The organism is Streptomyces sp. NBC_00376 (genome assembly GCF_036077095.1).
In the GTDB taxonomy this organism is placed as follows: domain Bacteria; phylum Actinomycetota; class Actinomycetes; order Streptomycetales; family Streptomycetaceae; genus Streptomyces.
Genome location: NZ_CP107960.1, coordinates 7,996,884 through 8,023,685 on the forward strand (window position 1 = coordinate 7,996,884; position 26,802 = coordinate 8,023,685).

At 72.1% G+C, this 26,802-nt stretch carries 23 protein-coding genes; 10 read left to right on the forward strand and 13 right to left on the reverse strand.

The window, feature by feature from the left end; genetic code table 11:
• Positions 1-63 precede the first annotated feature (63 nt).
• Positions 64-1,254, forward strand: a complete 1,191-nt coding sequence (locus tag OG842_RS35835; RefSeq protein ID WP_266734883.1) for a glycosyltransferase — start codon at positions 64-66, stop codon at positions 1,252-1,254.
• Here the strand turns inward: OG842_RS35835 and OG842_RS35840 are convergent.
• From OG842_RS35840 to gmd, 4 genes are all read right to left on the reverse strand, one after another.
• Positions 1,226-2,053, reverse strand: a complete 828-nt coding sequence (locus tag OG842_RS35840) for a glycosyltransferase family 2 protein (protein WP_266734881.1) — start codon at positions 2,051-2,053, stop codon at positions 1,226-1,228. The two genes, OG842_RS35835 and OG842_RS35840, sit on opposite strands and share 29 nt — an antisense overlap.
• Positions 2,050-2,745, reverse strand: a complete 696-nt coding sequence (locus tag OG842_RS35845; RefSeq protein WP_266734880.1) for a hypothetical protein — start codon at positions 2,743-2,745, stop codon at positions 2,050-2,052. The genes OG842_RS35840 and OG842_RS35845 overlap by 4 nt, the downstream gene beginning before the upstream one ends.
• Complete coding sequence (locus tag OG842_RS35850; protein ID WP_401876083.1) at positions 2,742-5,003, reverse strand: LamG-like jellyroll fold domain-containing protein; 2,262 nt, start codon at positions 5,001-5,003, stop codon at positions 2,742-2,744. Before OG842_RS35850 ends, OG842_RS35845 begins: the two co-directional genes overlap by 4 nt.
• 100 nt (positions 5,004-5,103) lie before the next feature.
• A complete protein-coding gene (gene gmd / locus OG842_RS35855) occupies positions 5,104-6,117 on the reverse strand; it encodes a GDP-mannose 4,6-dehydratase (protein ID WP_266734879.1) in 1,014 nt (337 codons plus the stop codon).
• A gap of 128 nt (positions 6,118-6,245) precedes the next feature.
• On the opposite strand from gmd, the gene OG842_RS35860 reads away from it, so the two are divergent.
• Complete coding sequence (locus OG842_RS35860; protein WP_266734877.1) at positions 6,246-7,229, forward strand: GDP-L-fucose synthase family protein; 984 nt, start codon at positions 6,246-6,248, stop codon at positions 7,227-7,229.
• 75 nt (positions 7,230-7,304) lie between these two features.
• On the opposite strand, the gene OG842_RS35865 is transcribed toward OG842_RS35860, so the two are convergent.
• From OG842_RS35865 to OG842_RS35875, 3 genes are all read right to left on the reverse strand, one after another.
• Positions 7,305-8,852, reverse strand: coding sequence for an exopolysaccharide biosynthesis polyprenyl glycosylphosphotransferase (locus tag OG842_RS35865; protein WP_266737264.1), 1,548 nt, complete (start codon positions 8,850-8,852; stop codon positions 7,305-7,307).
• 390 nt (positions 8,853-9,242) lie between these two features.
• Complete coding sequence (locus OG842_RS35870) at positions 9,243-10,238, reverse strand: MASE1 domain-containing protein (RefSeq protein WP_266734875.1); 996 nt, start codon at positions 10,236-10,238, stop codon at positions 9,243-9,245.
• 69 nt (positions 10,239-10,307) lie between these two features.
• Positions 10,308-11,138, reverse strand: a complete 831-nt coding sequence (locus OG842_RS35875) for a PP2C family protein-serine/threonine phosphatase (RefSeq protein WP_266734873.1) — start codon at positions 11,136-11,138, stop codon at positions 10,308-10,310.
• A gap of 289 nt (positions 11,139-11,427) precedes the next feature.
• Between OG842_RS35875 and OG842_RS35880 the strand changes: the two genes are divergently transcribed.
• From OG842_RS35880 to OG842_RS35890, 3 genes are read left to right on the forward strand one after another with little or no spacing between them, the layout of a single operon-like run.
• A complete protein-coding gene (locus OG842_RS35880; RefSeq protein ID WP_266734871.1) occupies positions 11,428-11,727 on the forward strand; it encodes a DUF1876 domain-containing protein in 300 nt (99 codons plus the stop codon).
• Between the two features lie 23 nt (positions 11,728-11,750).
• Positions 11,751-12,860: an XdhC family protein gene (locus OG842_RS35885; protein ID WP_266734870.1), complete on the forward strand. Its 1,110-nt coding sequence runs from the start codon at positions 11,751-11,753 to the stop codon at positions 12,858-12,860.
• 51 nt (positions 12,861-12,911) lie between these two features.
• Positions 12,912-13,535, forward strand: coding sequence for a DUF6629 family protein (locus OG842_RS35890; protein WP_266734868.1), 624 nt, complete (start codon positions 12,912-12,914; stop codon positions 13,533-13,535).
• A 41-nt stretch (positions 13,536-13,576) separates the two neighbouring features.
• Here OG842_RS35890 and OG842_RS35895 read toward each other — a convergent pair whose 3' ends face one another.
• The 4 genes from OG842_RS35895 to OG842_RS35910 all read right to left on the reverse strand — a co-directional run bounded on the left by OG842_RS35895 (position 13,577) and on the right by OG842_RS35910 (position 19,096).
• The gene (locus OG842_RS35895) at positions 13,577-14,428 is read right to left on the reverse strand and encodes an SCO6745 family protein (RefSeq protein WP_266734867.1); all 852 of its coding nucleotides are present in this window, start codon (positions 14,426-14,428) and stop codon (positions 13,577-13,579) included.
• Between the two features lie 99 nt (positions 14,429-14,527).
• Positions 14,528-16,231 (reverse strand): acyl-CoA dehydrogenase family protein, encoded by a 1,704-nt coding sequence (locus OG842_RS35900; RefSeq protein ID WP_266734865.1) that lies wholly within the window; start codon positions 16,229-16,231, stop codon positions 14,528-14,530.
• A gap of 88 nt (positions 16,232-16,319) precedes the next feature.
• Positions 16,320-16,931, reverse strand: coding sequence for a TetR/AcrR family transcriptional regulator (locus OG842_RS35905; protein ID WP_266734863.1), 612 nt, complete (start codon positions 16,929-16,931; stop codon positions 16,320-16,322).
• A 125-nt stretch (positions 16,932-17,056) separates the two neighbouring features.
• The gene (locus tag OG842_RS35910) at positions 17,057-19,096 is read right to left on the reverse strand and encodes an ATP-binding SpoIIE family protein phosphatase (protein WP_266734862.1); all 2,040 of its coding nucleotides are present in this window, start codon (positions 19,094-19,096) and stop codon (positions 17,057-17,059) included.
• 204 nt (positions 19,097-19,300) lie between these two features.
• Here OG842_RS35910 and OG842_RS35915 point away from each other — a divergent pair, with 204 nt between their 5' ends.
• The 3 genes from OG842_RS35915 to OG842_RS35925 are packed head-to-tail and all read left to right on the forward strand — an operon-like array spanning position 19,301 to position 21,107.
• Complete coding sequence (locus tag OG842_RS35915) at positions 19,301-19,909, forward strand: ArsR/SmtB family transcription factor (protein ID WP_266734861.1); 609 nt, start codon at positions 19,301-19,303, stop codon at positions 19,907-19,909.
• Complete coding sequence (locus OG842_RS35920) at positions 19,906-20,232, forward strand: hypothetical protein (protein ID WP_266734860.1); 327 nt, start codon at positions 19,906-19,908, stop codon at positions 20,230-20,232. The genes OG842_RS35915 and OG842_RS35920 overlap by 4 nt, the downstream gene beginning before the upstream one ends.
• Complete coding sequence (locus OG842_RS35925; RefSeq protein ID WP_266734859.1) at positions 20,190-21,107, forward strand: MFS transporter; 918 nt, start codon at positions 20,190-20,192, stop codon at positions 21,105-21,107. The genes OG842_RS35920 and OG842_RS35925 overlap by 43 nt, the downstream gene beginning before the upstream one ends.
• A 29-nt stretch (positions 21,108-21,136) precedes the next feature.
• On the opposite strand, the gene OG842_RS35930 is transcribed toward OG842_RS35925, so the two are convergent.
• Complete coding sequence (locus OG842_RS35930; RefSeq protein WP_266734858.1) at positions 21,137-22,453, reverse strand: DUF2254 family protein; 1,317 nt, start codon at positions 22,451-22,453, stop codon at positions 21,137-21,139.
• Between the two features lie 140 nt (positions 22,454-22,593).
• On the opposite strand from OG842_RS35930, the gene OG842_RS35935 reads away from it, so the two are divergent.
• Positions 22,594-23,067 carry an alkyl sulfatase C-terminal domain-containing protein gene (locus tag OG842_RS35935; RefSeq protein WP_266734856.1) on the forward strand — a complete coding sequence of 158 codons (474 nt, stop codon included), beginning with the start codon at positions 22,594-22,596 and terminating at the stop codon, positions 23,065-23,067.
• A gap of 170 nt (positions 23,068-23,237) precedes the next feature.
• Positions 23,238-24,905, forward strand: coding sequence for a PHP domain-containing protein (locus tag OG842_RS35940; RefSeq protein ID WP_266734854.1), 1,668 nt, complete (start codon positions 23,238-23,240; stop codon positions 24,903-24,905).
• A gap of 46 nt (positions 24,906-24,951) precedes the next feature.
• On the opposite strand, the gene pgm is transcribed toward OG842_RS35940, so the two are convergent.
• Positions 24,952-26,592 carry a phosphoglucomutase (alpha-D-glucose-1,6-bisphosphate-dependent) gene (pgm, locus tag OG842_RS35945; protein WP_266734853.1) on the reverse strand — a complete coding sequence of 547 codons (1,641 nt, stop codon included), beginning with the start codon at positions 26,590-26,592 and terminating at the stop codon, positions 24,952-24,954.
• Between the last annotated feature and the right edge of the window lie 210 nt (positions 26,593-26,802).

The following is a 26,802-nucleotide window of genomic DNA, read 5'->3' on the forward strand; positions in this document are numbered from 1 at the left end:
ACCCACTTGGGGGGTTTGGATGACTAGTCTGTGAAACGTCGGCCGCGGTTGAGGGGAACCCTGGTGAAGATTCTGCACGTCGTCACACTGCACACTCCGGACCACGCGTTCGGTGGCCCGACCAGAGTGGCGCTCAACCTGTCGAAGGTCCAGCGGGCCGCCGGCGACGACGCCAGGATCATGGCACTCGGAGACGGTTTCGAGGGCCCCCTCCCGCGCGAGATCGAGGGAGTGCCGGCCCATCTCTTCCAGGCCCGCCACCTGCTCCCCGCGTTCGAGGTCAGCGGCATCACATCCGGTGCGCTCCTGCGCACCGCGTACCGCATGATGCGCGGCGCCGACCTCGTCCATGTCCACCTGATGCGCGACCTGGTGACACTGCCCGCCGCGCTGCTCGCCCTGGCCTTCCGCACCCCACTGGTCGTCCAGACGCACGGCATGGTGGACCCCACCGAGAACCGGGTCGCCCGGCTCACCGATCTGCTGGGCGTGCGCAGGGTGCTGCGCGGTGCCGACGCCGTACTGCACCTCACCGAGACGGAACGCCTCGATGTGAACGCCGTAGCCGCACCGGTCCCGCTGACCCGGACCGTACGACTGGTCAACGGAGTGCGCCCGCAGGAGATCAAACCCGTCCGGGAGTCAGGGCGGCCGCCGACGGTCCTCTTCCTCGCCCGGATCCAGGAGCGCAAGCGCCCGGAGGACTTCGTCGCCGCGATGCCGGCGGTCCTGGCCCGGCATCCGGGCGCCCGCTTCGTGCTGGCCGGTCCCGACACCGGCGCACTGCCCGCGACCCTCGAACTCGCCCGCAGGCTGGGGGTGACGGGATCGCTCGACCATGTGGGGCCGCTCGGGCACGAGGAGGTCCTGGCGGCGGGGCGGCGGGCCGATGTGTACGTACTGCCGTCGATCGAGGAGCCCCTGGGCGTGTCCGTCCTGGAAGCGATGTCGGTCGGCACCCCCGTCGTCATCACCCGCACCTGCGGACTCGGCCCCGATGTGGCGCGCGCGGGCGCGGGCCGCGTGATCGACAGCCGGGTCGGCGAGGACGGGAAGAACGCACTCAAGGTCGCCGCCGCCGTCCTGGAACTCCTCGAACCGGAGACCAACACCCGTACGGGCAGGGCCGCCTGGGACCTGGTGAACGAGGACTTCACCATCGAGGCCGTGACCGCCACCCTCCGGCGGACCTACGAAGACGTGGTCCGCCGGAGGGGAGGCCGGGTCAAACGGTCTTCCCCTCACGGGACTTGAGGGCGATCTGCCAGCGGTAGAAGCTCATCGCCAGCGCGAAGTCGAACCCCGCCCGCCCGTCGAGGAACCCCCGCCGGTACAGATACATGTAGGCGAACGACACCAGGGGCTTGAACGGTGCCTTGTGGAACAGCTGCCCCTGGCGCGACTTCACCCTGCGCACCTGCTCCTTGACCTCGGGGTGGTGCTCCAGCCACGCCTCCCAGTCCGAGTAGCGGTTGTGCCGCTCGAACCAGGCGGTGACCGGGTCGAGATCCTGGTGCTCGATCGGATTGCGGAGCGAGCCGACCGAATCCGCGACCGGCTGGTAATGGCCCTCGACCTCACCGATGCCCGGCGCGTCCAGATCACCCACCTCCGGATACCGGCAGCGGGTGCGGTCGGTCAGTGACCGCTTCCGGATGGTGTAGCCGTGCCGCAGCCGCTTCCCGGAGAACCAGTAGCCGAGCGGAATGTCGTACGCCGCCGGCTTCGGCGCGGCCGGGTCGGCGAAGACCTGCCGCAGTTCGGCCAGCAGCCCGGGACCGATCCGCTCGTCGCCGTCGAGCAGCAGGATCCAGTCCAGGTCCGTGCGGACATGGTCCAGACACCACTGCTTCTTACGCGGATGACCGCCGTCCCAGGTGTACGTGACCACCTCGGCACCGCACTCCTCGGCGATCTTCGCCGTCTCGTCCGTGCTGTGTGAGTCGACGACGACCACCGCCTCGAAATGGCCGAGTACCGACGTCACCGCCTCGGCGATGTTGAGCCCCTCGTTCTTCGTGGGGATCGCCACGGCTATCGGCAGCTTGTTCATCCGAGGTCTCCTTCGGGCAGCCAGGCGTAGCAGCCTGTGGAGGTGAAGACACGGGCCTGCCGGGGCACGGTGATCGTGGTCCGCTTCCCGGCGGCGCCGGAGCCGGAGGCCAGGGTCCTGTCGTCCGCGCCGGCGATCCGCCAGGTGCAGTCTCCGGTGGGGGAGACGTCGTGGTAGCGGCCCGGCCGGATCTGCTCGTTCCGGTACGTGCCGTCCGCGTATCCCCGGTCGGCCTCCCGCAGCAGGTCCCGGTGCTGGGTGCAGAGGTACTCGACGGCGGGTCGCGCGTCGGCGATCTCGCCCGTCACGATCGCACCGACCGCCACGTCCCGGTCGGCCTTCACCAGGAACCGCAGCCGGTCGCAGGTCTCCTGACCGGTCTGGAGCACTGCTGCGGGGTCCATGCCCCTGGGCACCCGGTCGACCAGATAATCCTTCTCCTTCCGGGTGAACGAACCGGTGGCCGGGGTGAGTCGATCGCTGGGCAGCTTCGGAGGCTCACTCGTGGGCGGGGCCGAGGGGGCAGCGGTGGCTGCGGTGCCGGGCCCGGCCGTCGGGGCGGCGAGCGGGGCATGCGTGGCAGTGGCTCCGGCGCCGCTCGCGCCGTCCCGCCCCTCGGAGGACGAGCCGCAGGCGGCCAGCGCCGCCGTCAGTACGACGAAGGCGGCACCGGCCCGGAACGGATGCCTCATCCGGCCGTCCTCAGTGCGTAGTGGGCACTGATCTGCGCGCTGCTCAGCGCGGTCGGGTAGACGGCGGTCTCGTCGATCTGCCCGGCGAAGAAATCGCTCGTCGGCTTGGACGGCCAGCCGTTCAGGTTGTCCCCGCCGACCCGCCAGTAGCCGTCGTACTTCTCGTTGCCTGTGTACAGCGCGTTCGAGGCACGGAGCTGCCCGTCGACGTACAGCGCCATGCCGCCGGGTCCCTGCGTGGCGACCACGTGGTGCCAGGCGCCGTTGTTGTAGGCGCTGGGCGTGGTGATGGTCCTGGTGCTTCCGCTGTGCACCCCGAAGACCAGCCGGCCGTCGTCGCGCATGTACACGTGCTTGTCGTACTGGGTGCTGTTCTGCATGGTCAGACTGCCGAAGCCGATGATCTTCCCGCCCTTGGTGGTCGTCGTCCTGATCCAGGTCTCCACCGAGAACCTGGTCGGCTGCGGATGGCGCTTGTTGCTGTAGACGTACTGCGTCGAACCGTTGAGGCCGATCGCGGTCGAGGGGCCCGCGACGGCGGCCGGGGTCACCCGCCGGGTGGGGGAGTTGCGAACGAACCCGTTGTTCCGCCCGCCGCTGCTGTCGCCCGCGAGGGTCGAGGCGGTCTCGTCGTACCGCCAGTAGAGCGAAGCGCCGTCCGCGAGCACCTTGGCGGGATACTTCTCGGCCGCGGAGGTCACGGTGGCGGACACGGCGGCCGACTTGGCGCTGGTGTTGGTGCCGTCACTCGCGCTGATCCGGTACGAGTGCGTCTCGCCCGCCGCCACGTCCGTGTCCGTCCAGCTCAGTTGCGGCCGGTCCCAGAACAGCGAGTAGCCCGTCGTGGTGTGCACCGGGGTGCTCGCGCCGTCCTTGTAGATCCGGTAGGTGAGTTCCCCGTCGTCGGTGTCGAAGCTGGTCTGCCAGTCGACCACCACCTTCCCCGGGGCGATCGTGGACAGGGTCACGTTGGGTACCCACGGGGCCCCGGTGTCGGGACCGTCGGCGAACCGGGTCAGACCCTGCTGCGCGGCTCCGTTGACGGTGGTGAACTCGCCGCCGACCCACAGGTAGTGATGACCGCCCTTGTCGGTCTGGGCCATCACCCGGGGCCCGACCGGCTCCCCGATGCCGTCGTTGGTGTCCGGGAACCAGGGCAGCAGCTTCGGGTCGTCGACGGACTGGGCCAGCAGATGCTTGCGCGGCTGGTTGGGGAACTCGCCCATGGTGGCGCAGTCATGGGCGTGACTCCCGCTGTACAGCACACCGTCGTGCACCAGGACGGCCTGGGTGGCGCCGAGGCAGGTGTCCCGCCAGCGCTGCTCGAAGTCGCTCAGGTCCAGTGCGATCCGGCCGTCGAAGACACCGCCTCCGGTGCCCTCGTTGGCGGTGTAGAAGCCGGTGGCGTCAGTGGTGAGGTCCTGCACCGTGGAGGTGTTGGGAATGAACCCGGCCGGGTAGCTCTTGGTCACCGCCCCGGTCGTGGCGTCCACGACCGCCAGCGCGTGCGAAGTGGCGCCGTTGACCTTGAAGAAGTTGCCGCCGAGCAGCACGTGCTTGCGGTCGGGCGTCAGCTCGACGGCCCGGCCGATCTCGTCCGCGTCGGCCTTCCACGGCTTCAGCGCGGCGCCCGTGGTGACCGCGGCGAACTTGTTCCTGGTCTGTCCGGCCACCGTGTTGAAGTCACCGCCCAGGTACACGGTGTCGGCGGTGACGGCGAGGGCCCGCACCGTCGCGGAGACGGAGACCTTGAAGTCCTGGCGCGGGGTGCAGCTCGCGGTGTCGATCGCGGCGATGTTGCTCACCCCGACACCGCTCACCGACCCGAACTGCCCTCCGACGTAAAGGGTCTTCTGGTCCGGTGAGAGTGCCAGCGCCCTTACGGTCGCCGTGCCGGACGAGAGGGCGAACGAAAGGCTGCAGCCGGTCGGCGCACCGGTCGCGGCGTCGAAGGCGGCAAAGTTCACCGCGGGCTGCTCCGAGGTGCCGGCCGCCGCGTCCGGCGGCCGTACGGTGGAGAAGGTGCCGCCGGTGTAGACGACACCGGCGTCCGACGCGGCCATCGACCAGACGATGCCGTTGGTCTGCCAGGTGGTGAGGTCGTCCGCGGTCAGCGAGACCGGCGGGGTGAGGGCCGCGGCCGGGGAGCCCCCGGACGCGGCGGCGGACAGTGCTCCGGCGAGCAGGCAGAGCGCGGCGGCGGCGGCACGTACCCGGCCGCTGCGTACGGGGCTGCGGCCCGTGGTTGCGTTCATCATTCAGCTCCGAAGGTGAGAACGGGCCGCGGCCGGACCGCCGCGGCGCACGGCTCCACCGGGAGTGCGGTGGTGCCGGCTGTCGTGTTGGTGCATGGCGGTGTCATCGGTCCACTCGCACGGCCGCTCCGGCCAGTTGGTCGGAGAGCTGGCGGATGTCGGCCTCGACCATGATCCTGGCGAGCTCCCGCGACCGCACGACCGGTTTCCAGCCGAGGAGCTCCTCGGCCTTGGTGGCGTCCCCGATCAGGGCGTCGACCTCGCTGGGACGTTCGTACTTGGCGTCGTGGCGCACGTGTTCGCGCCAGTCCAGGCCCGCGTGCGCGAAGGCGTACTCCAGGAACTCCCGCACACTGACACCCTCGCCCGTGGCCACCACATAGTCGTCCGGGACGTCGCACTGGAGCATCCGCCACATCGCCTCGACGTACTCGGGGGCGTACCCCCAGTCGCGTACGGCATCGAGATTGCCCAGATGGAGATGGGTCTGCAGGCCCGCCTTGATCCGGGCCACCCCGCGAGTGATCTTCCGGGTCACGAAGGTCTCGCCGCGGCGCGGGGACTCGTGGTTGAAGAGGATCCCGTTGACCGCGAACATGCCGTACGCCTCACGGTAGTTGACCGTGGCCCAGTACGAGTACACCTTGGCGACGCTGTACGGGCTGCGCGGATGGAACGGCGTCGCCTCGTTCTGCGGCGGCGGGGTGGCGCCGAACATCTCGGACGAGGAAGCCTGGTAGACCCGGGTGTCGATCCCGCTCGCACGGACCGCTTCCAGCAGCCGGATGGTGCCGAGACCGGTGACGTCACCCGTGTACAGCGGTGCGTCGAACGACACGCGGACGTGCGACTGCGCACCCAGGTTGTAGACCTCGTCCGGCCGGATGTCGCGCAGCAGGTTCACCAGCGCGACCCCGTCGGCGAGGTCGGCGTGGTGCAGGACGAACGAGCGGTTCTCCTCCTCCGGTCCCTGGTAGATGTGGTCTATGCGCTCGGTGTTGAAGCTCGACGAGCGGCGTATCAGGCCATGGACCGTGTACCCCTTGTCGAGCAGCAGCTCGGACAGGTACGAGCCGTCCTGTCCGGTCACACCGGTGATGAGCGCGGTCTTCGCCACGACTCCCCCTTCTCTGATCGCTTCAGTGGCTGTTGTTCCGCACCGAATATTTCCCGTCGAAATATCGGGATTGAGCGTTCTGCGGCAAAACATCACCGCAGGCTGCTGGTGCTGGCAGAATCCGGGCCATGACGACTGATCTCCCCGGCCCTCCCCAGGAATCCGTCCGTTCCCTCCTACGATCCGGTGCCCGCGTGTTCGTCGCGGGCCACCGCGGCCTGGTCGGCTCGGCCGTTGTGCGCCGCCTCACCGACGAGGGGCACGAGGTGATCACCCGTGATCGCGACCGGCTCGATCTGCGCGACGCCGCACGGACCGAGGCGTTCCTCCGCGAGGTCCGTCCGCAGGCCGTGGTGCTGGCCGCCGCCAGGGTCGGCGGGATCATGGCCAACAGCACGTATCCGGTGCAGTTCCTGGAGGACAATCTGCGCATCCAGCTGAGCGTCGTCGCCGGGGCGCACGCGGCCGGGGTCGAGCGCTTGCTCTTCCTCGGCTCGTCCTGCATCTACCCCAGGCTCGCCCCGCAGCCGATCCCCGAAAGCGCTCTGCTCACCGGCCCGTTGGAGCCGACCAACGAGGCGTACGCACTGGCCAAGATCGCCGGAATCGTGCAGACCCGCTCCTACCGCCGGCAGTACGGCGCCTCGTACATCAGCGCCATGCCCACCAACCTCTACGGTCCGGGCGACAACTTCGACCTGGAGTCCTCGCACGTACTGCCCGCGCTGATCCGCCGCTTCCACGAGGCGCGCCGGGACGGTGCGCCCACGGTCACGCTCTGGGGTTCCGGCAGCCCGCGCCGGGAGTTCCTGCATGTGGACGACCTGGCCGCCGCGTGCCTCCTGCTGCTGGAGCGATACGACGGCGACGAACCGGTCAACATCGGCTGCGGCAGCGATCTGACGATCCGTGAACTTGCCGCCGCGGTGCAGGATGTGACGGGATACCAGGGGACAGTCGAATGGGACACGGCCAAACCCGACGGCACCCCGCGCAAACTGCTCGACGTCTCCCGGCTCGCCTCGCTCGGCTTCGCACCGGGGATCGCGCTGCGTGACGGGATCGCCCAGACCTACGCGTGGTGGCTGGAACGGCAGCCCGCGCAGATCTGAGCCGGATCGCGGGTACGGCCGAACGGCCGTACCCGGAACGGTATTTTGCACTCCTCGCATTGATGGCCGCCGCTCTCAGTACGCCCCGCGGCCGTCGGTGACGGCGCGCAGCGTACGGGCCATGAGTCCCATGTCCGTGGCCACCGACCAGTTGTCGACGTACCACAGATCGAGCGAGACCGTCTCCTGCCAGGACAGGTCCGAGCGGCCGCTGACCTGCCACAGACCGGTCAGCCCCGGTTTCACGGCGAGCCGCCGGAACTCGCGCTCGTCGTACCGGGACACCTCCTCCGGCAGCGGGGGGCGTGGGCCGACCAGCGACATGTCGCCGCGGAGCACATTGAGCAGCTGCGGGAGCTCGTCGAGGGACGTCCGGCGCAGCAGACGGCCGATTCCGGTCACCCGGGGATCGCGGCGCATTTTGAACATCGGACCGTCGGTCTCGTTCGTGGCGAGAAGCCGCTGCTTGTGGCTCTCGGCGTCGGTCACCATGGTGCGGAACTTCCACATCGTGAATGGCCGGTTGTGCTGCCCCTGCCGGATCTGGCGGTGGAACACCGGCCCGTCGGAGCCGAACCGCACCGCCGCCCCGATCAGGACCAGCAGGGGTGTCAGGACCAGCAGGCCGAGGGCGGCGCCGACGCGGTCCACCACGGCCTTCAGGGCCGGCTGCGGCCCACGGCGCAGCGGTGGCGCGATGTGCAGCAGGGTGAGCCCGGCGGCGGCGGTGGCCCGTACCCGGCCGGCCGCGATGCCCGAGAGTCCCGGGAGCACGGACAGCGCGAGCCCGCCGTCGTGCAGTCCCCAGGAGAGCCGGCACAGCCGTTCCTCCGAGAGCTGGGGGCCGGGAACCACCAGCGCCAGGTCCGCATCCTGCGCGAACGCCCCGCCCAGTACGGTCGACACGTCGTCGTCGGCCGGCGCCGGTGCGAGCCGGCCCGGCACCGGTACCCCGCACTCCAGCGGTGCGGCCCCCACCGGGACCGCGGCCACGACCGCGTACGGATGGTCGGCACGGGACGCGAGCAGCCGGACGGCGCGGTCGACGCCCGGCGCCTCGCCCACCACCAGCACCCGCCGGACCGCCCGTGGCGGGCGACCCGGCCACGGCAGTCGCCGCAGGGCCTGCGCCGCGATGCCCGCCGGCAGGCCGGGCAGCAACGCCACCAAGGCCGTCGCAGGGTCGAGCGCATCGCCGCTCGCCGTGTGCAGCACGGCGAGCACGCCTATGAGCAGCAGCCAGTCACCGGTCGTGCTCAGTACCCCCGGTGGTCCGCCCGGGGACCGTTCCGCGTACCTGCCGCGTACGGCCCGCAGGCCGAACCACGCCAGTGCGGCCACGGCCGCGGCCAGCACGGCCCGGGACTGCCCGCCGGTACGCAGTACGAGCAGGGCCGGAACCCCGAGGCCGAGGAACTCGGCGCCGACGACCACCGGTACACGCCGGGTCGCCCTGCTCTTCGCGGGTGCCGGTCCGGACCGCTCGCGCGGTGCGGTCGGCGCCCTCCACAATTCATCGAGTCCGTTGCCGCGAGGCCGATTGGAGACGGTACGTGGACGTGGCGCCCCCGCCAGTCCCACGGGTCCTGATCTGTCCGAATCGGGTAGCTCGACATGCCCCATGAACCCCCCAGTCACAGTCGCATCGTCACAAACGGGGCGCATCCGCCGATCTCATGGACTGACGGATGCGCCCTCGCTCGGTGCACGATATCCACAGACGTGCCATTTCGCTGGAGTTCTCGTGAAGTTCAGACATGCACACTGACTCGGATCTCGTCCCGTTCCGCGCCGGATCTCTTGGTCTGTGAGTAAGTGTTGGCATTTGGAATGCACCTGAATCGGGTTGTGTGCGGACATGTATGCCGGTCAACTGCTTGGCGTGTCCACCAGGTTCATCCGCGACAGCGCGCTGTCGGGAGACCATCCCCGGCCAACAAACGAGCGAGGGCGCATGTGGTGACGGCCACTGGCCGGATTGTTTCGGTCAGTGGTGCCGGGGGTGCGTGGTGCTCATTGGCTGTCGGGTTCGTCCTCGGTCCGGGGCGGCCACGCGGCCGCCGCCCTTCCCGGTGCCAGATGGTCGACCACTTCGGCCAGTTCCTCGCAGGCGCGTTCGATCCTCTGCCGGATATTGCTCTGCTCGGTCACGACGGCCGCGAGCAGCAGCGCGGTCAGCGCCACGCAGCCGTTGAGCACGGTGAGGTCGATCATCACGTGAAGGATCGTCCGTCCCGCGAACGGACCCACCCCCTCCGTTCCCGCGATCGCCGCCAGGACCGACACCAGCAGGGCGCAGGGTGCGCTTCCCGCCAGCTGGAATCGCAGGGCCGCCCAGATGAGCACCGGAAAGACCAGATAGAGCACCGACAGTGAGCTCCGGGTCGCCACCAGGGAGACCGTGACGGCGACGATCAGCAGCGCGCTCGCCTCGATCCACCGGTCGGTGGTCCGGGGCATCCGCAGCCTGTGCAGTACGAGCAGCACGGGGGTGACCACGAGCACCCCCATCGCGTCCCCCGACCACCACGCCGCCCAGACCGGCCAGAACCCGCTCAGCGGCAGCTTCCCGTTCAGCGCCAGCATGCCCGTGCCCACGGTCGCGCTGATGACCATCCCGGCCAGCGCGCCGAGGAAGACCAGCATGACCCCGTCGCGCAGCCTGTCCAGCTCCTTGCGGAAGCCGGCTCTGCGGAGTATCAGGTACGAGCAGAGCGGGGCGGCGGTGCTGCCCGCCACGACGGCGAAGGTGGAGGGCGTGACCGAGCCGCTGAGCGTGGCGACGACGAGGAGGGAGCCCAGCGCGATCCCGGGCCAGGCACTGAGACCCAGGTGGATCAGCGCGCCCAGCGCGATGCCCGTCGGCGGCCAGAGCGGTGTGACGACCGCGCCGTGGACGGACACCTCCCGGATGAGGCCGAGCCCCCCGGCCGCGTAGTAGGCAGCGGTGACGGCAAGGACACGTAGCGCGGCCGCGGCCGCACGTCTGGTTCTCTCGCTGCGGATCACGCATCTCATCAGACACTGCCCCGGACGGGTGGCGGCTGTTTGACACGCTTCGCCCGGAAGGTCGCGGTTTCAGTACCGGCCGGGGACGGTCCCGTGCCGTACCACGAGCACGGCGGCGTCGTCCTGGTGACCGGTCTGCTCCGCCGCCCCCAGGACCACGTCGGCCAGCTCGCCGGCGTCGGCGCCGACCCGTGCTCGCACCAGCCGGGTCACCGCGTCCAGACCCCGGTCGATCGGGAACGAAGGCCCCTCCACCACCCCGTCCGTGACCAGGACGAACGCGCCCGGGGCGGTCAGTCTCCGCCGGGTGACCGGATAGCGCTCGCCCGCCTGGATCCCCAGCGGCAGCCCGCCCTCGTCACTGGTCACCCCGGACCGCCCGTCGGCCGTGGCCCACACCGCGGCGACATGCCCGGCGCGGGCGCTCTCCAGCTCCCGGGACACCGGGTCGAGGCGGACGAAGGTACACGTCGCGAAGAGGCCGGAGCCCACCGAGACCAGCAGGTCGTTGGTCCGGCCCACGACCTCGCCGGGGTCCGCGACGGTGGCGGCTATCGCCCGCATGGCGATGCGGACCTGCCCCATGAACGCGGCGGCCTCGACGTCGTGGCCCTGTACGTCCCCGATGGCGAAGGCCAGCGCACCGTCCGGCAGCACGAAGCCGTCGTACCAGTCGCCGCCGATGTCCAGTCCGCTGCGGGCGGGCGTGTACCGGGCAGCGGTCTGGAGCCCCGGGCGCGCGGGCAGCGCCGCCGGGAGCATCTCGCGCTGGAGCACCTCGGCCAGTTCCACCCGGGCCCGGTGCAGCTCCACCTCGCGGCGCGCCCGGGAGGTGAGCTGTTGCAGCGTGGTGAGCAACTCCTCGGCACTCGCCGAACGGGGAGGACGACGCCGGTTCATGGGCCGCTCCGCACTGCGGTTGTCCGCACGGCACAGCACACGGCCTGCCGCGACGGGGCCGGCCGGGGTGCCGACGGACCGGATTCCGGGCGGTGGCATCGCCCGCCGCCGGTGAAATTCGACATCCCGCATCCTATTTCGGCGGCGTGATCCCCGCAGGGCGAGTGCCGGCGGTGCGATCCCCGAGGACGAGCCGGAACGCGCGAACCCGCCCGGCCGGGTGGATGCTGGTGGCAGGACCGCGTCGAGCCGGCGCATCGCGACCGGACGCGGCCGCAGGAGGTGCGCGATGACCCGCACGCTGGAGTGGAGGCTCCGCCTCGGTCTGACCGAGGACGACGGGACGACCAAGGCGGAGGCGGTGCTGGACACCGGCTCCACGAAGCTCACCGGACACGGGGTCGCCCGCTGCAACCCGCAGGACGTGGACGTACCGGCCATCGGCGACGAACTCGCGGCGAGCCGTGCCATGAAGGACGTGGCCGCCCAGCTGATGAAGGCCGCCGACGCGGACCTGGAGAACGTGGGCGCCGGACCCGCGAGCGGCCCGGTGGCCCCGCCCTACGCGTGGACCGACAGCACGGCCTGATTCCCCGGGAGCAAGGCGGCGCGATGCGTGAGATCCTGCCGGTGCTCGGCCGCTGGTACGCCGCGGGGGAGCCGTTCGGGCTCGCCACCGTCGTCGCGGTCAGCCGCAGCGCGCCGCGCGGCCCCGGCGCGGCGATGGCGGTGGGACCGGACGACGAGGTCGTGGGCAGCGTCTCCGGCGGCTGCGTCGAGGGAGCCGTCCTCGAACTCGCCAAGGAGGTCGTGGAAACCGGCCGGGCCAGGCTGGAGACCTTCGGATACAGCGACGAGGACGCCTTCGCCGTCGGACTCACCTGCGGCGGCGAGATCACACTCCTCGTACGCCCGGTGACGGCGGCGTCCGACCCCACCTTCGGCGAGGTCGCAGCGGCGGTCGCCGGGCACCGCCCGGTGGTGGTCGCCACCGTGACCGATGGACCCGCTCCACGCGGTGCCGCCCTCGCGGTCCGGCCGGACACCGTGTCGGGGTCGCTGGGCGCGAGCGGCCTGGACGCCGCCGTGACCGCCGACGCGCGCGGGGAACTCGCCCAGGGGGCAACGGGGTTGCGGCACTACGGCCCGAACGGTGAACGGCGCGAGGACGACGTCGCCGTGTTCCTCCAGTCGTTCGCCCCGCCGCCCCGGATGCTGGTCTTCGGCGCGATCGACTTCGCGGCGGCGGTGGCCCGGATCGGTGCGTTCCTCGGATACCGGGTCACCGTCTGCGACGCCCGCCCCGCCTTCGCCGACGCCCGGCGCTTCCCCGCCGGTGCGGAGGTCGTCGTCGACTGGCCGCACCGGTACCTGCGCGACACGGAGACCGACGGGCGGACCGTGATGTGCGTACTCACCCACGACCCCAAGTTCGACGTACCGCTGCTGGAGGTGGCGCTGCGTACCCCGGCCGCCTACATCGGCGCCATGGGCAGCCGCCGCACCCATGAGGACCGGCTGGCCCGGCTGCGCGAGACGGGTCTCGGCGAAGCGGAACTGGCCCGGCTGCGTTCCCCCGTCGGCCTCGACCTCGGGGCACGCACCCCCGAGGAGGTCGCCGTCTCGATCGCCGCGGAGATCGTCGCCCTGCGCTGGGGCGGCACGGGCAGCCCGCTCACGGACACGGCCGGGGCGATCCATCGCCGCGCCCCGGACCCGTAGCGTTGTCGCGGAAGTGAACGATTCCGTACCGCCGGGTCCCTGGGGAACACCATGTGCTGGAGTGCGACCGCCGACCTCGTCGCCGGCACGGGCGTCGCGGCCATCGGGGTGGTGTGCGTGGCGCGGGTGCGCCGGGTGCGCGATCTGCCGCTCGCGGCGCTGCCGTTGCTGCTCGGCGCCCACCAGATCATCGAGTCGGTGATCTGGCGCTCGGGTGGCGGAACCGGCCCCGCCACCCTCGCCTGGGCCGTCATCGCCCCGCCGGTGCTGCCGTTGTGGGTCCCGCTGGGGGTGCTGTGCGCCGCCCCGCCGGATGCCCGGCGCCGCCTGCTGGTCCCGCTCGCGGCCGGAACCGCGACCGCCGTCGCGCTCGCGTACGGCCTGGCGACCCGCCCGGTGACCGCCGAGATCCGCGGGCACACCCTCGGCTACGCCCTCGACCTTCCCCGCTCCGGACTCCTGGTCGCCGGCTATCTCCTGGCCACGGTCGGCGCCCTGCTCCTGGCCGGGGACCCGGTGCTGAGGAGGCTCGGTGCACTGGCCGCCGTCGGGGCCGCCGTCTGTGCGGCACTGTGGCGGCTGGAGTTCGTCTCGACGTGGTGCGCCTTCGCGGCGGTGTGCTCGGTGATCCTGCTGGCCCGGCCCCGCCCGGACCCGGCTACCGGAGGTGTCTGAGGGCTGTCCCGTACTGCCTGGCGGGCGTGCGACGACAGCAGTCAGACCGTCCCGGGCAGGCCGATCGGGTTGGGGAAGGGCAGCAGGTCCGCGGCCAGCACCTGCCGGGCCGGCAGCTCCAGGGCGGCGAGCAGCTCGTCCACCGCGCTCTCGGCGAGGGGGCGCAGCAGCCGGGCGGCCAGCCGGTCGGTGGTGTCCTCGACGAGCTCCCGTTCCTGGCGGCCGCGTGGCGTGGCAGCGGACTCCGCGTCGATCAGGCCGCGGGAGCGGAGCCGTTCCTCGGCCTCCGCCCACTCTGCCTCGCTCCAACCGCGGTCGAGCCGGATGCCCTCGCGCGGGACACGGCCCGTGGCAGCGGCGAGCACGAGGGCCTCGGGTGCGTCGAGACCGTGGTCGGCGAGCGCGACGTTGTGCGCGTCGCCCCGGAACTCCCGCAGCGCGGTGGTGAGTTGCCACAGGCTCTCCACCGGGTCGGTGCGGTCGCACAGCGGGCGGTTGGCGGCGAACAGCGGGCGGGCCTGCGGGGAGGCGTCGGCCACCATCGCTGCGAGCGGCGGGATGAGCGGGCCGGCGAGAGCGTCGATTTCCGGGACGAGCCGGCGCAGCGCACTCGCGGCGAGCCGGGCGCGCAGGTCGGTGAGCTTCTCGGGGGTGACGACCCGCCAGGCGTCGGGCAGTGCGCGGGCCACCATGCCCGGCGCGAAGACACCCAGGACGGCGGTGGCGGCCTCGGGGCGGATCCGCCCCATGGGGGCCGTACGGGTGGCGAAGTACCCCATCCAGAAGCCCTTGAGGCCGACGGACCTCCCGATGCCCCGGCACTCCTCGTCGAAGTAGAGCACGGCGTGGAGGGGCTCGGTACGCAGCCACAGGGTGCGGGGTCTCGACTCCATACGGCCAACCTTAGACCGGCCGGCCGGCCGCGCCCCGACGACGGGCGGGCGGGAGCCGCAGCGCCGGCCCGCCGGTCCTGCGCACACGCCCCTACGGGCTCAGCCCGCGGCGCCGAAGTGCCGGTCCACGATCGCCGCGGCGTCGGTGCCGCGCGGCAGGATGCCGTACTGGTGGCCGCGGCCCTCGTCGAGCCTGGCGGCCACGAACGCCTCGGCCGACGCGGCGGGAGCGTGACGGAGCATCAGCGAGGCCTGCAGGGCCAGCGCCATGCCCTCGACCGACGCCCGCGCCCGGGTCTGCGCCGCGAGCGGGTCGCGCAGGTCATCGGCCAGCTCCTGGCGCACCCGGCGGACATGCGCGTCCAGTACGGAACTGGCACCGGCCGTGGTCTCCAGCTCGGCCCAGAAGGCGTCCAGCGACTGCGGTGTGCGTCCGATGCCCCGCAGTACATCGAGGGCGATCACGTTGCCGGTCCCCTCCCACACCGCCATCACCGGCTGTTCGCGGTAGCGCCGGGCCAGCGGCCAGTCCTCGGTGTAGCCGTTGCCGCCCAGGCACTCCAGCGCCTCGTAGGCGTGGTGCGGGCCGCGCTTGCAGATCCAGTACTTGGACACCGCGGTGGCCAGCCGGCGGAACAACTCCTCGGACTCGCCGCTGCCGCTCTCGTACGCGTGGGCCAGGCGCAGCGAGGTCCAGGTCGCGGCCTCCGTCTCCAGCGCCAGGTCGGCCAGGACAGCCGTCATGGCGGGCTGGTCGGCCAGCCGGGCACCGAAGGCGCTGCGGTGCCGGGCGTGCCAGATCGCCTCGGACACCGACTGCCGCATGCCCGCGGTGGTGCCCAGCACACAGTCGAGCCGGGTGTGGTTGACCATCTCGATGATGGTCGGGACGCCGCGGCCCGGCTCGCCGACCCGGACCGCCCAGGTGCCGTCGAACTCCACCTCGGAGGAGGCGTTCGACTTGTTGCCCAGCTTGTTCTTCAGCCGCTGGATCCGGACCGTGTTGCGGGTGCCGTCGGCCAGGACCCGCGGCACGAGGAAGCAGGTGAGCCCGGACTCGGCCTGGGCCAGCACCAGGAAGGCGTCCGACTGCGGGGCGGAGAAGAACCACTTGTGACCGGTCAGCAGATGGGCTCGGCCCTCGGGGTCGGAGGCCAGCGGGACGGCCCGCGTGGTGTTGGCGCGTACGTCGGAGCCGCCCTGCTTCTCCGTCATCCCCATGCCGAAGGTGAGCCCGGACTTCTCGCCCGGGGTGATCAGGCGGGGGTCGTACGCGCGGCTGAGCAGGCCCGGCAGCCAGTCCCGGCCCACGTCCGGGTCGCGCTGGAGGACCGGGACCACGGCGTGCGACATGGACATCGGGCAGGCGTGGCCGGGCTCGATCTGGGCGAACAGCATGAACGACGCCGCCCGTGCCACCGCAGCCCCGGGCTTCGGGTCGGCCCAGCCCGCGGTGTGCGTGCCGTGGTGCACGGCCCCGCCGATGATCTCGTGGTACGCGGGGTGGAACTCGACCTCGTCGACGCGGTTGCCGTACCGGTCGTGGGTGCGCAGGACGGGCGGCGAGTTGTGGGCGAGCTCCGTGGCGGTCTGGAAGCGCTCGGAGCCGACCAGGGCGCCGATCTCGTGCAGCTCCGGTTCGTGCCAGGCCGCCCCGAAGGCGCGAACGGCTTCGGCGAGCGGCAGATTGGTGCCGTACTCGTCGAGGTCCACCCGGGGCGGTGCCTGGTTGGTGACCTCGTGGGTGGGGTGCGGAGCGGGGGCCCCGGGCCGCAGGTCGGTCCGGTGCTGGGTGACGGTCATGGCGGGTGATCCTGTCCTGGGTAGACGGTCGGGGCGGCGAGGGAAGCGATTCGGGGTGAGCCGGTACGGCGGGGTGGGCGGCCCGGGTTCAGGAACCGCCGGCCCCGACCGCTCTGAGGCACAGCGCGGTGATGCTCTCCACGACGGGCCCGGGGCCGGTGCGCGCGCCGACCGGCGAGAGCGGGCCGAGCAGCGCCTCGCCGACCGCCCCGATCACGGCGGCGGCCGACAACTGGGCGTTCTGCTCGGGCAGTTCGCCTGCCGAGATACCGGCGACGATGACCGTCTCGGCGAGCATGTGGTAGCCGCGCCGATAGGTGAGCCGCTCCTCCTCGACGAGCGGGTCGACCGGTTCGGCCAGCAGCGCCCAGGCCGTACGCGGACTGCGCAGCGCGCGGTAGGAGAAGACCTCGACGAGCGCGCGCAGCTGATCGGTGGCGCCGCGCCGTGCCTGCACCGCCTCCCGTACCGCGCCCAGCTCATGGCCCGCGACATGCCGGAAGACCGCGGCGAGCAGTTCCTGCTTGGAGGCGAAGTGGTTGTACACGCTGCCGGTGGCCACACCGGCCCGCCGGGCGAGCGCGGAGACGCCGGTTGCCGGGTATCCGCCCTCCGCCAGCAGCTCCCGCGCGGCGTCGAGCAGCCGTTCACGGTGGGCGAGCCGGGTCGCCTCCGTACGGGCGGTGGGTCGGTAGGCCATGGTCTGAACCCCGATTCATATCTTCTGTTGTCCAGCCAACCACTGTTGCTGTCCGGGGGCAATGGCCCGGCGCGCAGCCGTTGTGCGCCCAGCCGCCCCGCACGTGCCCAGCCGTGCCGCGCCGGTCAGCGGTCGTCCGTGGCGGAGCCGATCTCCTGCTCGGTCCACAGGGTCTTGCCGCCGGCGCCGTACCGGGTGCCCCAGTGGGCGGCGAGCTGGGAGACGATGAACAGGCCGCGACCGCCCTCGTCGGCGGTGCGGGCATGGCGCAGGTGGGGCGCGACCGGGCTGCCGTCGTGCACTTCGCAGGTGAGCGTGCGGTCCAGGATCAGCCGCAGCCGCAGCGGAGGGGCGCCGTAACGGACCGCGTTGGTGACCAGTTCGCTCACGATGAGTTCGGTCGCCTCGATCGTCTCCTCGTCGAGGTGCCAGCTGTCGAGCCGGTCGCGCATGAGCGTGCGGGCGACGCCCGGGGAGGTCAGGTCGCTGGGCAGGTCCCAGGTCGAGAACCGGTCCGGCGGAACGACGCCGGTGCGGGCGAGCAGGAGGGCGGCGCCCTCGGGGTGCGCGTCGGCCGGCAGGTTGTAGACCACGTCGTCGCACAGGTCCTGGAGGCTGCGGCCGGGTCTGGCGAGGGCCTCGCGCAGACCGGCAGGCTGCCGGCCCGCGGGTATCGGGGTGCCGGAGAAGAACGCCAGGACACTGCCTTCGTCCAGGGCGAAGGTGGCAGTGGCGAAGGGGGCGCTGTCGCCGGAGAAGAGCCGGGGCCCCTCGGGTACGTCCAGGGCGGCCGTGGTGCCGTCGGGGGTGAGGAGGCCCGCTGTCGCGTTCCCCGCCCGCGCGATGGTGCACGTACCGGCGAACGGGTCGTGGACGGCGTACATGCACGTGCTCGTGAGCGACTGCCCGAGCAGCCGGTCCGCGGGCGGCAGCGCCTCCCGTTCCCTGGCGAGGCGTTCGGTGGTGTCGGCCAGCCTGGCCAGCACCTCGTCGGGCTCCAGGTCGAGTCCGGCCAGCGCGTGGAGGGCGGTCCGCAGCTGGCCCATGGTGATGGCCGTCTGGAGCCCGGGTCCGTCGACGGCGCCGACGATCAGGGCAGTGCGGGCGCCGGAGAGGCCGATGGTGTCGAACCAGGAGCCGCTGTTGCGTCCGGGCAGCAGGAAGTGCGCGGTCTCCACGGCGACGTTGCCGTTGTCGCGCTGCGGCAGGAGCCGGCGCTGGACCGTGGAGGCGATCACATGGTCGCGCTCGTACTGCCGCGCGTTGTCGATGCTGAGGGCGACATGGGCGGCGGCCGTCAGCGTCATCGGGAGATCGTTCTCCTCGAAGGGTTCCGAATCCCGGCACCGGTAGAGGCTCACCAGCCCGAGGACCGCGCCGTGCAGTTTCAGCGGCACCACGATCATGGAGTGGGCCCCGGTCGCCTCGATCAGCCGCGCGCTCTCGGGGGCCGTGCCGAGCCAGGGCGTACGGGGAGTGATCCGGACCAGGCGGGGCCGGAGGTCGGACACGGCCAGCGCGTAGGGCGTACGGGCGGGCAGCCGGCGCATCTCGCCGACGAGCCCGTCCCGGTGACCGTCCGCACCGTGCCCCCGCAGGGCCACGCGGCGCAGCGGCACGTCGTGCCCCAGCGGCCCCGGCGGCGGGTCCGACCCCCGCAGCACCTCGTCCACCACCTCGACGACGGCCAGGTCGGCGAAGACCGGCACCACGGCCGCGACCAGCCCCTCGCAGGTGGCCGCCACATCGAGCGACCTGCCCACCCGGGTACGCACCGCCGCCAGGCACGCCGACCGGGTACGCGCCTTCTCCTGCTCGTCCACGTCGACGACCGTGGCCAGCAGCCCGAGCGTGTGCCCCCGCGCGTCGTCCAGCCGGTGCACGGACACCTTCAGGCTGCGATCGGGGCCGGCCCCGTCGGCGAGCCGGCCGCGGACCACGAGACCGCGCACGGCCGCCCCGCTGTCCAGCACACCGTGCAGCACCCGCTCCGCCTCGTGCGGCCGCTCCAGTCGGTAGGCGTCGGTGAAGTACCGGCCCGCGAGACGCTCGGCGGGAACGTCGTCGGGCAGGAGGTTCGCCCGGACCACTCGCAGCCGCGTGTCCAGCACATGCAGCCCCACGGCGGACTGGGCGAACAAGGTGTGCAGGATCGCCGCCCCCATACCGTCGGCTCCCGCCGGCTCGGGGACCGGTGCACCGGCATCCGACACGGATTCACCCCCATCAGGCTCCGCCCCTGCTCGGATCGGCAGGTAGGGACAAGCGTCGGTGCACCCTGCGCACTTCGCCACCGGGGGACTGCCCGCTGCCACTCCGCACGATGTGAGAGTTGACTCTCAGGAATTGTGAGAGGAAGCTCTCACGTCATGGATTCCAATAATCGCCTGGGCGATATCGAGATCACCGATCCGCAGGCCATGCGGGCGCTGGCCCATCCGGTGCGGCTGGCGATCCTCGACCGCCTTCGGCGGCACGGGCCCGCGACCGCGACCCAGCTCGCGCCCGACGTGGGCGCGACGCCCTCGGTGACCAGCTGGCATCTGCGCCACCTGGCGGGCTTCGGACTGGTCCGCGACAGCGAGCCGGGCCCGGACCGCCGTCAACGGCGGTGGGAGGCGGCGGCAGGCGGCTTCCGGTTCAAGGCGCCGCACGACCCGGCCGACGAGGAGGGCCGGTCGGCCGCGCGGGCGCTGTCGCAGGAGATGTTCCGGCGCTCGGCCGATCTCCCGGCCCGATGGGCCGCCGAGGTCGAACCCGCACTCGACCCGGCGTGGCTCGGCCAGGCCGGGCTGGCCAACACCCGCGTCGTGGTCTCCGCCGAGGAACTCGCGGCCATCGAGGAGGGGATCGAGCGCGTGCTCGCGCCGTACGCCACCCGTGACCCGGACGAGCGGCCCGCCGACGCCCGCGGCGTCCGGCTGCTGCGCTATGTCCTGCCGGAAGGCGCCGAGGAGCAGACCGGACGGACACCGTGACCGCGCCGGACCGGAACGCCGCGACATCGCTGTGGCGGGACCGGCGGTTCCGCCGTTTCTGGGCCGGTCAGTCGGTCTCCCAGTTCGGTGACCGGATAACCGAACTGGCCCTGCCACTGATCGCCGTCGGCGCCCTGAACGCCACGGCCAACCAGGCGGCGTGGCTGACCGCGCTCATCTGGACCCCGAACCTGCTCGCCATGGTCCTGGGTGCCTGGGTCGACCAGCGGGCCCGCAAACGCCGTCTGATGATCCTCGCCGACCTGGCGCGCGGGCCGCGGTGCTGCTCAGCCTCCCGGCGGCCTACCTACTGGACGCGGTGACGCTGGGGCAGTTGTACGTCGTGGCTTTGCTGACCGGCGCCGCCGGGGTGCTGTTCAACACCGCCTGGCCGCCCTTCTTCGTGAGTCTCGTGCCGCGCGCGTCCTACGTCGATGCCCACAGCAAGCTCAGCGCCGCGCGGTCCGCGTCGTACGTGGCCGGCCCGGCCATCGGCGGCCCACTGGTCCAGTTGCTCACCGCACCCGTGGCCATCGTGGTGGACGCCCTGACCTTCCTGGTGTCGGCGGTCCTGATCAGCAGAGTTCCGGTCGACGAACCACCGCCCGCTGCCACGGCGGCGTCCTCGCTGCTGCGGCGTGCCAGGGACGGCCTGGCATTCGTCGCCCGGCACCCGGTACTGCGGGCCGGCCTCGGCTGCGCGGCAACCGTCAACTTCTTCACCTTCGTGGCGGGCAGCGGGCTGTTCGTGCTGTTCGCCGACCGGAGCCTCGGACTCTCCGCCACAGTGATCGGCATCGCGTTCGGGACCGGCGCGACCGGTGCCCTCCTCGGCGCCGTGCTCGCCCCGAGGATCTCGCGATGCTTTGGTGTGGGGCGCGGCATCGTCATTGGCTCGGGGTTCGGCGTCATGCTGTTCGACGTCAACCTCAACTCCCTCCAGGCCGCGGTGATCCCGGACGGCATGCGCAGCCGCGTGGCCGGCGCGTACAGCACGATCAATTACGGCGTACGCCCGGTCGGCGCCGTCGTCGGCGGGCTGCTCGCCACCCTCATCGGCCTGCGGGCGACCCTCCTCGTCGCGGCCGTCGGCGGATCCCTGTCGCTGCTCTGGCTGCTGCCCTCGCCGATACCCCGCATCCGTTCCCTGGTTCCGGACCACACCACGGACGGCGACAGCCGGCCAGTGGCCTCATGATCCGACGGATGAACGTCCGCCCTCGGCCCTCAGCCGAGGGAATCGCCCCGGGGCGCCGATCCGCCCAGCCCCTGACGATCGGGCACATCGGCCACCGCCGACAGCAGCGGATCGGAGAGGGCCGCCGAGGACAGGCGTTCCAACGCGGCCGTGCGCCGGGCGAGTTCCCCTCTGCGCGGCGGCGGCGCGGCAGCGGCCACGCGCTCCAGCAACGCCCGCAGGCGCCGGACGACCTGCGGGTTGGACGACCCGTACATGAGCGTCTCGTCCAGGGCGAGGGAGACGAGGTCCTCCCAGCCGGGTGAGGGGTACGACACCCGGGGGGTGCCGGCCGCGTCGAGCAGCCAGGCGTCGCCCAGGGAGCGCTGCGACAGTCTCAGGAGCGCGTCCTCGATCTGGTCCAGGGACTGCACCGCCGTCGTCGGGTCGTTCACGGCCGGTGAGAGGGCCCTGACCGTGATGTCGGCCAGCAGCCGGAACCCGTACGGGGCGTCCTGCTCCACGGTGCGGCTGGGGCCGTACCGGACGCAGGCGGCGACGCGCTTCGCCAGACGGGTGCCCGCGCCGCCCCGGCCGTGTGCCGGCTCCAGGAACGCGACCGTGTCGTGGGCCCCCAAGAAGTCCCCGATCGCGTGGACGAAGCGGATCCGCAGATCGTGGCGGGCGGCGATCCGTACGAGCCTCGGTTCGTCGATGGAGAGCAGTACGGCCGGCCCGCCCCCGTGGACGACAGGTACGCGGGTGGCACGGTCGGCATCACCGGTGGGCGGCGCGGGCACCGCGGGCCCCGGCGGATACGCCTGGTCGATGACGGTGCGGAGCCGTTCGCCCACCGCGCGCGAGAGCCCGCCGCCGGTCACCGCATGCCGCAGGGAGGCCAGGAGACGGAGCACCACGACGGAATCGACCAGCACCAGCCCCACGGCGAAGGTGACGCTTCCCCGGGGGACGTGGGACTCCCGTACCTGGCTGAGGGCCACGAGCGCGTACAGGGCGGTGCCGATCAGGAGCCCGAAGAGCACGAGGTACCGGCTGAAGTGTCCCAGCGCCGCGACCAGCCGGGGAGACATCGACTGGACGGTCTGGATCACGAGCGTGATCGCCGTGACGATGAAACCGGCGAGCGTGATCATGCCGCCGGCGATGGCGGCGAGGGTCGCCTGCGCCGTGGACGCGTCGAACCCCAGTCCTGTCGACGGCAGATGCCGCTCCCAGACGGGTACGGCCCAGCCGAGGAAGGCGCCGAGCACGACCAGGAGAACGGCCGCGGCGCGGCTGCGCAGGTTGCGGGCCCGGTGGGAGCCTCTGCTGCGGCGGGGGCCCCGGGCGCGGACGGGCGGAGTCATCGTGGGGCGTGCGGGGGGCACGCGGGGCGGGGCGGGGGTGCGGCGCTGCTCATGCCCCTGCCGTTACCCATGTCCGTCCCCGATGCCGTCGCTTCCAGGACCGCCATCGTGGAACTCCGCCCCGGGTCCCACAAGCCGCGATGCTCCGGGCGGGCGACGGCGACCGGTACGGCACCGGGTTCCGGTACCGCCCTCGTGTCCCCCGTTCGGAGCACCCCGTCGGCACACCGACCACCACCACGGCCCCCGACCTGCTGCGCGCCCTGACGCCCGACCAGCTCTTCGACGCCCTCGCCATCCGCGTCGACGGACCCCGCAGCTGGGACGCCGACATCTGCGTACGCTGGAACGTGAAGGACCAGGACCCCGTCGGCATGCGGCTGCGCAACGGTGTGCTCACCCATGTGACGGGCAATGGTCCCGCGGCCTGTGAGCCGGACGTCGAGGTGACGCTCGACGAGGACGCCCTGCGCGCGCTGCTCCTCGGTGAGACACCACTCGCCGATCTGGTGGAGCAGGGGTGGGCGAAGGCCGACGGCGATCTCGCGAAGGTGGACGAACTGCTCGGCCACCTCGGCGAGCCCGACCCGGACTTCGCCATCGTCACGCCGTGAACACCGCGGTCCGGTGAACCCCGCGCTGTCGTGCCCGGTTGCCACGGGTGCGACCCCCGTACTTCGCCCGGGGTTCACCGGACGGTTCCGGAATCAGGAAATCCTTCTGTCGGCGGCCCTGCGGTCCGGCCCCGGACCGTCGCCGCCCGCACGAAGGAGAACGACGCGTCATGTCCCACCCCGTGCCCGAATGGGCCGACCCCCAGGTTCCCGCTGAGCGGCTCGACCCGCAGGGCCTCAGCCGCCGAGGGCTGATGCGCCGCGCCGGTCTGTTCGGTGCCGCCTTCGCCGCCGCCTCGCTGCCGCTGCCCGCGCTGGCCGAAAGCCGGGGAGGCCCGTCCCGCGGGCACGGACACGCCCCGGATCTCGTCTATCTGGTCGGCGACCACCACAACCACTCCGTCTACAGCCACGACGCCAAGTACACGTTCTCCCAACTAGCCTCCGCAGGACAGAAGTTCGGTCTCGACTGGATGGTCTTCACCGAGCACAGCAACATCGGCCACGCCGAGTTCGGCGCCGCGCGGGAGCACCAGGAGATCCTCAGGGCCCGCGCCGACAACAAGCGCATGCTCATCTTCCAGGGGCTGGAGTGGTACATCCCCGGCGCCGAGCACTGCACGGTCTTCTCGCCCCCCGGACGGCACGAGGTCGACCTCCTCACCCGCTTCGAGGAGGCCTTCGACGGCAAGCTGCTCGGCTACACGGCCGGCGCCCCGACGCACCCCGACACCCCGCGCAACGAGGCACACGCGGTCAAGGCCCTCAAATGGCTGGCCGAACAGCGCCGCACCCGTTACGTCGACGACGTACTCGTCCTCGCCAACCACCCCATGCGCCTGGGCATCGACTCCCCGCACGAGATGCGCGGCTGGCGCGACGCCGCCCCCGGGATCATGATCGGCATGGAGGGCGCCCCCGGTGCCCAGGCCGGTGCCATCCCGGGCTGGCACCCGGACACCAACGTCCGCGGCGAGTACAGCAATTCACCGTCCGCCGACTCCTGGCCCGGCTACCCGCGCGAGGCGTACGTCACCTACGGCGGCTTCGACTGGGCGACCGCGACCGTCGGCGGACTGTGGGACGCGATGCTGGCGGAGGGAAAGCTCTTCACGATCACCTCCAACTCCGACGTCCACCGCGTCGCCCAGGACACCTGGGTCAACGGCGAGTGGCCGCCCGGACAGAACTTCGACAACACCGGCCACCTGCCCGACCCGTACAACACCACCGAACCGCAGCCCGGCGGCGACTTCTGGCCCGGCCAGTTCAGCCGTACGCACGTCGGCGTCACCCGGTACGGCTACCGGAACGTGATGGAGGGACTGCGGGCCGGCCGGGTCTGGGTCGACCACGGTCATCTCATCGACGGCATCGACGTCGAGGTGCGCGGCGAGCACGGCAACAGCGCAACGCTCGGCGGCCGGCTGCGCGCCCGGCGCGGCGAGCGGCTCACCCTCACCGTCACGGTGACCGCCGCGTCCCGCCGCAACCCGTACGGTGTGCTGCCGAGCCTGGAGCACGTCGACGTCATCCGCGGCGCGGTCCGCGGCCCGGCCGCCGACCGCGACGACTGGCACGCCCCCGACACTCGGCTCGCCCACACCGCCGACGTCTCGGGCCGCCGCGGCACGTACACTCTGCGCATCCCGGTCGGCCGCGCCGACGAGCCGTTCTACCTGCGGCTGCGCGGCAGTGACGGCAAGCGCCACGGGACGGGATTCCTCGGCGCGGCGATCGACCCGCACGGCCCGCTGCCGCACGAGCCGGGCCAGGGAAACCCGTGGCTGGACACCTGGTTCTACACCAACCCGGTCTTCGTGGACGTGGTGCGCTGAACCCGCGCGAACGGCCGGGGCGGCCCGCAGGCCGCCCCGGCCCGGCTCAGGACCCCAGCGCCGCGGAGACCACGGCCCTGGCCTCCTCCTGCACCCGGCCGAGATGACCGGCGCCCAGGAACGACTCCGCGTAGATCTTGTACACGTCCTCGGTGCCCGAGGGGCGCGCCGCGAACCAGGCGTTCTCGGTGGTCACCTTGATGCCGCCGATCGGCGCGCCGTTGCCGGGCGCCTCGGTCAGCACGGCCGTGACCGGCTCACCGGCCAGCGTGTCGGCGGTGACCTGCTCGGGGGAGAGGCGCGCGAGGACCGCCTTCTGCTCACGGTCGGCGGGAGCGTCGATCCGGGCGTACGCGGGCTCACCGAACCGGGCGGTGAGCGCCGCGTACTGCTCGGATGGGGACTTGCCGGTCACCGCGAGGATCTCCGAGGCGAGCAGCGCCAGAATGATGCCGTCCTTGTCGGTCGTCCACACCGAACCGTCGCGGCGCAGGAACGAGGCCCCGGCGGACTCCTCGCCGCCGAACCCGATCGAGCCGTCGACCAGGCCGTCCACGAACCACTTGAAGCCGACCGGCACCTCGACCAGCTCACGGCCGAGACCGGCGGCGACCCGGTCGATCATCCCCGACGAGACCAGCGTCTTGCCGACGCCCGCGGCCGTCGGCCACTGCTCCCGGTGGGCGTACAGGTAGTCGATGGCGACGGCGAGGTAGTGGTTCGGGTTCATCAGCCCGGCGTCCGGCGTCACGATGCCGTGCCGGTCGGCGTCGGCGTCGTTCCCGGTCGCGATCTGGAAGCGGTCCCGCTGCCCGATCAGCGAGGCCATCGCGTACGGCGACGAGCAGTCCATCCGGATCTTTCCGTCCCAGTCCAGCGTCATGAACCGCCAGGTGGGGTCGGTCAGCGGATTGACGACCGTCAGATCGAGCCGGTGCTGCTCGGCGATCCGGCCCCAGTACGCGACCGACGCGCCGCCCAACGGGTCGGCGCCGATGCGCACTCCGGCCGCGCGCACCGCGTCCAGGTCGAGCACGGACGGCAGGTCGGCCACGTAGTTGCCGAGGAAGTCGTACGTCCCGGTGGTGGACGCCGCCCGTGCACGGGCGTACGGCAGCCGGCGCACGTCCTTCATCCCGGCGGCGATGATCTCGTTGGCCCGCTCCTGGATCCAGCCCGTGGCACCGGACCCGGCCGGGCCGCCGTTCGGCGGGTTGTACTTGAACCCGCCGTCGCCGGGCGGGTTGTGGGACGGGGTGACCACCACACCGTCGGCGAGCCCTGCCGTCCGGCCCCGGTTGTGGCCGAGGATCGCGTGCGAGACCGCCGGGGTCGGGGTGAAGCCGTCGGCCGGATCGACGAGCACCGTCACGTCGTTGGCGGCGAACACCTCGATGGCGGTGACCCGGGCCGGCTCCGACAGCGCATGGGTGTCGGCGCCGAGGAAGAGCGGCCCGTCGGTGCCCTGCATCGCCCGGTACTCGCTGATGGCCTGGCTGGTGGCGGCGATATGGTCCTCGTTGAACGCGGTGGCCGTGGCCGACCCACGGTGACCGGAGGTGCCGAACGCCACCCGCTGGTCCGGCTCGGCCGGGTCCGGGTGCAGCGCGTAATACGCCGTCACCAGCCGCGCCACATCAATGAGATCCTCCGGCCGGGCCGGCTGTCCAGCTCGTTCGTGCGGCATCTGCCCACTCCTCCGTATCGGTCGGTCGCTTCGGTCGTTCCCCCATCACATTTTCGCGGGTGGCCCGCGCCGGTCCGCGACTGCCGCGCCCGGACGGGCCGAATCCCGCTGGCGGTCCCGACGGGCCCCGGCATAGGTTCGGTCCGCGCATACGAGCAGTTCACCGCGGACCGCGGACCGCGTACAGCGGCGGCCTTCCGGCCGGACCAG

Excerpts from the sequence above, each read along its gene's own strand:
- OG842_RS35840 (WP_266734881.1), bottom strand. The coding sequence starts at position 2,053 with ATGAACAAGCTGCCGATAGCCGTGGCGATCCCCACGAAGAACGAGGGG.
- OG842_RS35845 (WP_266734880.1), bottom strand. The coding sequence starts at position 2,745 with ATGAGGCATCCGTTCCGGGCCGGTGCCGCCTTCGTCGTACTGACGGCG.
- OG842_RS35850 (WP_401876083.1), bottom strand. The coding sequence starts at position 5,003 with ATGATGAACGCAACCACGGGCCGCAGCCCCGTACGCAGCGGCCGGGTA.
- OG842_RS35860 (WP_266734877.1), top strand. The coding sequence starts at position 6,246 with ATGACGACTGATCTCCCCGGCCCTCCCCAGGAATCCGTCCGTTCCCTC.
- OG842_RS35865 (WP_266737264.1), bottom strand. The coding sequence starts at position 8,852 with ATGGGGCATGTCGAGCTACCCGATTCGGACAGATCAGGACCCGTGGGA.
- OG842_RS35875 (WP_266734873.1), bottom strand. The coding sequence starts at position 11,138 with ATGAACCGGCGTCGTCCTCCCCGTTCGGCGAGTGCCGAGGAGTTGCTC.
- OG842_RS35880 (WP_266734871.1), top strand. The coding sequence starts at position 11,428 with ATGACCCGCACGCTGGAGTGGAGGCTCCGCCTCGGTCTGACCGAGGAC.
- OG842_RS35885 (WP_266734870.1), top strand. The coding sequence starts at position 11,751 with ATGCGTGAGATCCTGCCGGTGCTCGGCCGCTGGTACGCCGCGGGGGAG.
- OG842_RS35890 (WP_266734868.1), top strand. The coding sequence starts at position 12,912 with ATGTGCTGGAGTGCGACCGCCGACCTCGTCGCCGGCACGGGCGTCGCG.
- OG842_RS35895 (WP_266734867.1), bottom strand. The coding sequence starts at position 14,428 with ATGGAGTCGAGACCCCGCACCCTGTGGCTGCGTACCGAGCCCCTCCAC.
- OG842_RS35900 (WP_266734865.1), bottom strand. The coding sequence starts at position 16,231 with ATGACCGTCACCCAGCACCGGACCGACCTGCGGCCCGGGGCCCCCGCT.
- OG842_RS35905 (WP_266734863.1), bottom strand. The coding sequence starts at position 16,931 with ATGGCCTACCGACCCACCGCCCGTACGGAGGCGACCCGGCTCGCCCAC.
- OG842_RS35910 (WP_266734862.1), bottom strand. The coding sequence starts at position 19,096 with ATGGGGGCGGCGATCCTGCACACCTTGTTCGCCCAGTCCGCCGTGGGG.
- OG842_RS35915 (WP_266734861.1), top strand. The coding sequence starts at position 19,301 with ATGGATTCCAATAATCGCCTGGGCGATATCGAGATCACCGATCCGCAG.
- OG842_RS35930 (WP_266734858.1), bottom strand. The coding sequence starts at position 22,453 with ATGACTCCGCCCGTCCGCGCCCGGGGCCCCCGCCGCAGCAGAGGCTCC.
- OG842_RS35935 (WP_266734856.1), top strand. The coding sequence starts at position 22,594 with ATGCTCCGGGCGGGCGACGGCGACCGGTACGGCACCGGGTTCCGGTAC.
- OG842_RS35940 (WP_266734854.1), top strand. The coding sequence starts at position 23,238 with ATGTCCCACCCCGTGCCCGAATGGGCCGACCCCCAGGTTCCCGCTGAG.
- pgm (WP_266734853.1), bottom strand. The coding sequence starts at position 26,592 with ATGCCGCACGAACGAGCTGGACAGCCGGCCCGGCCGGAGGATCTCATT.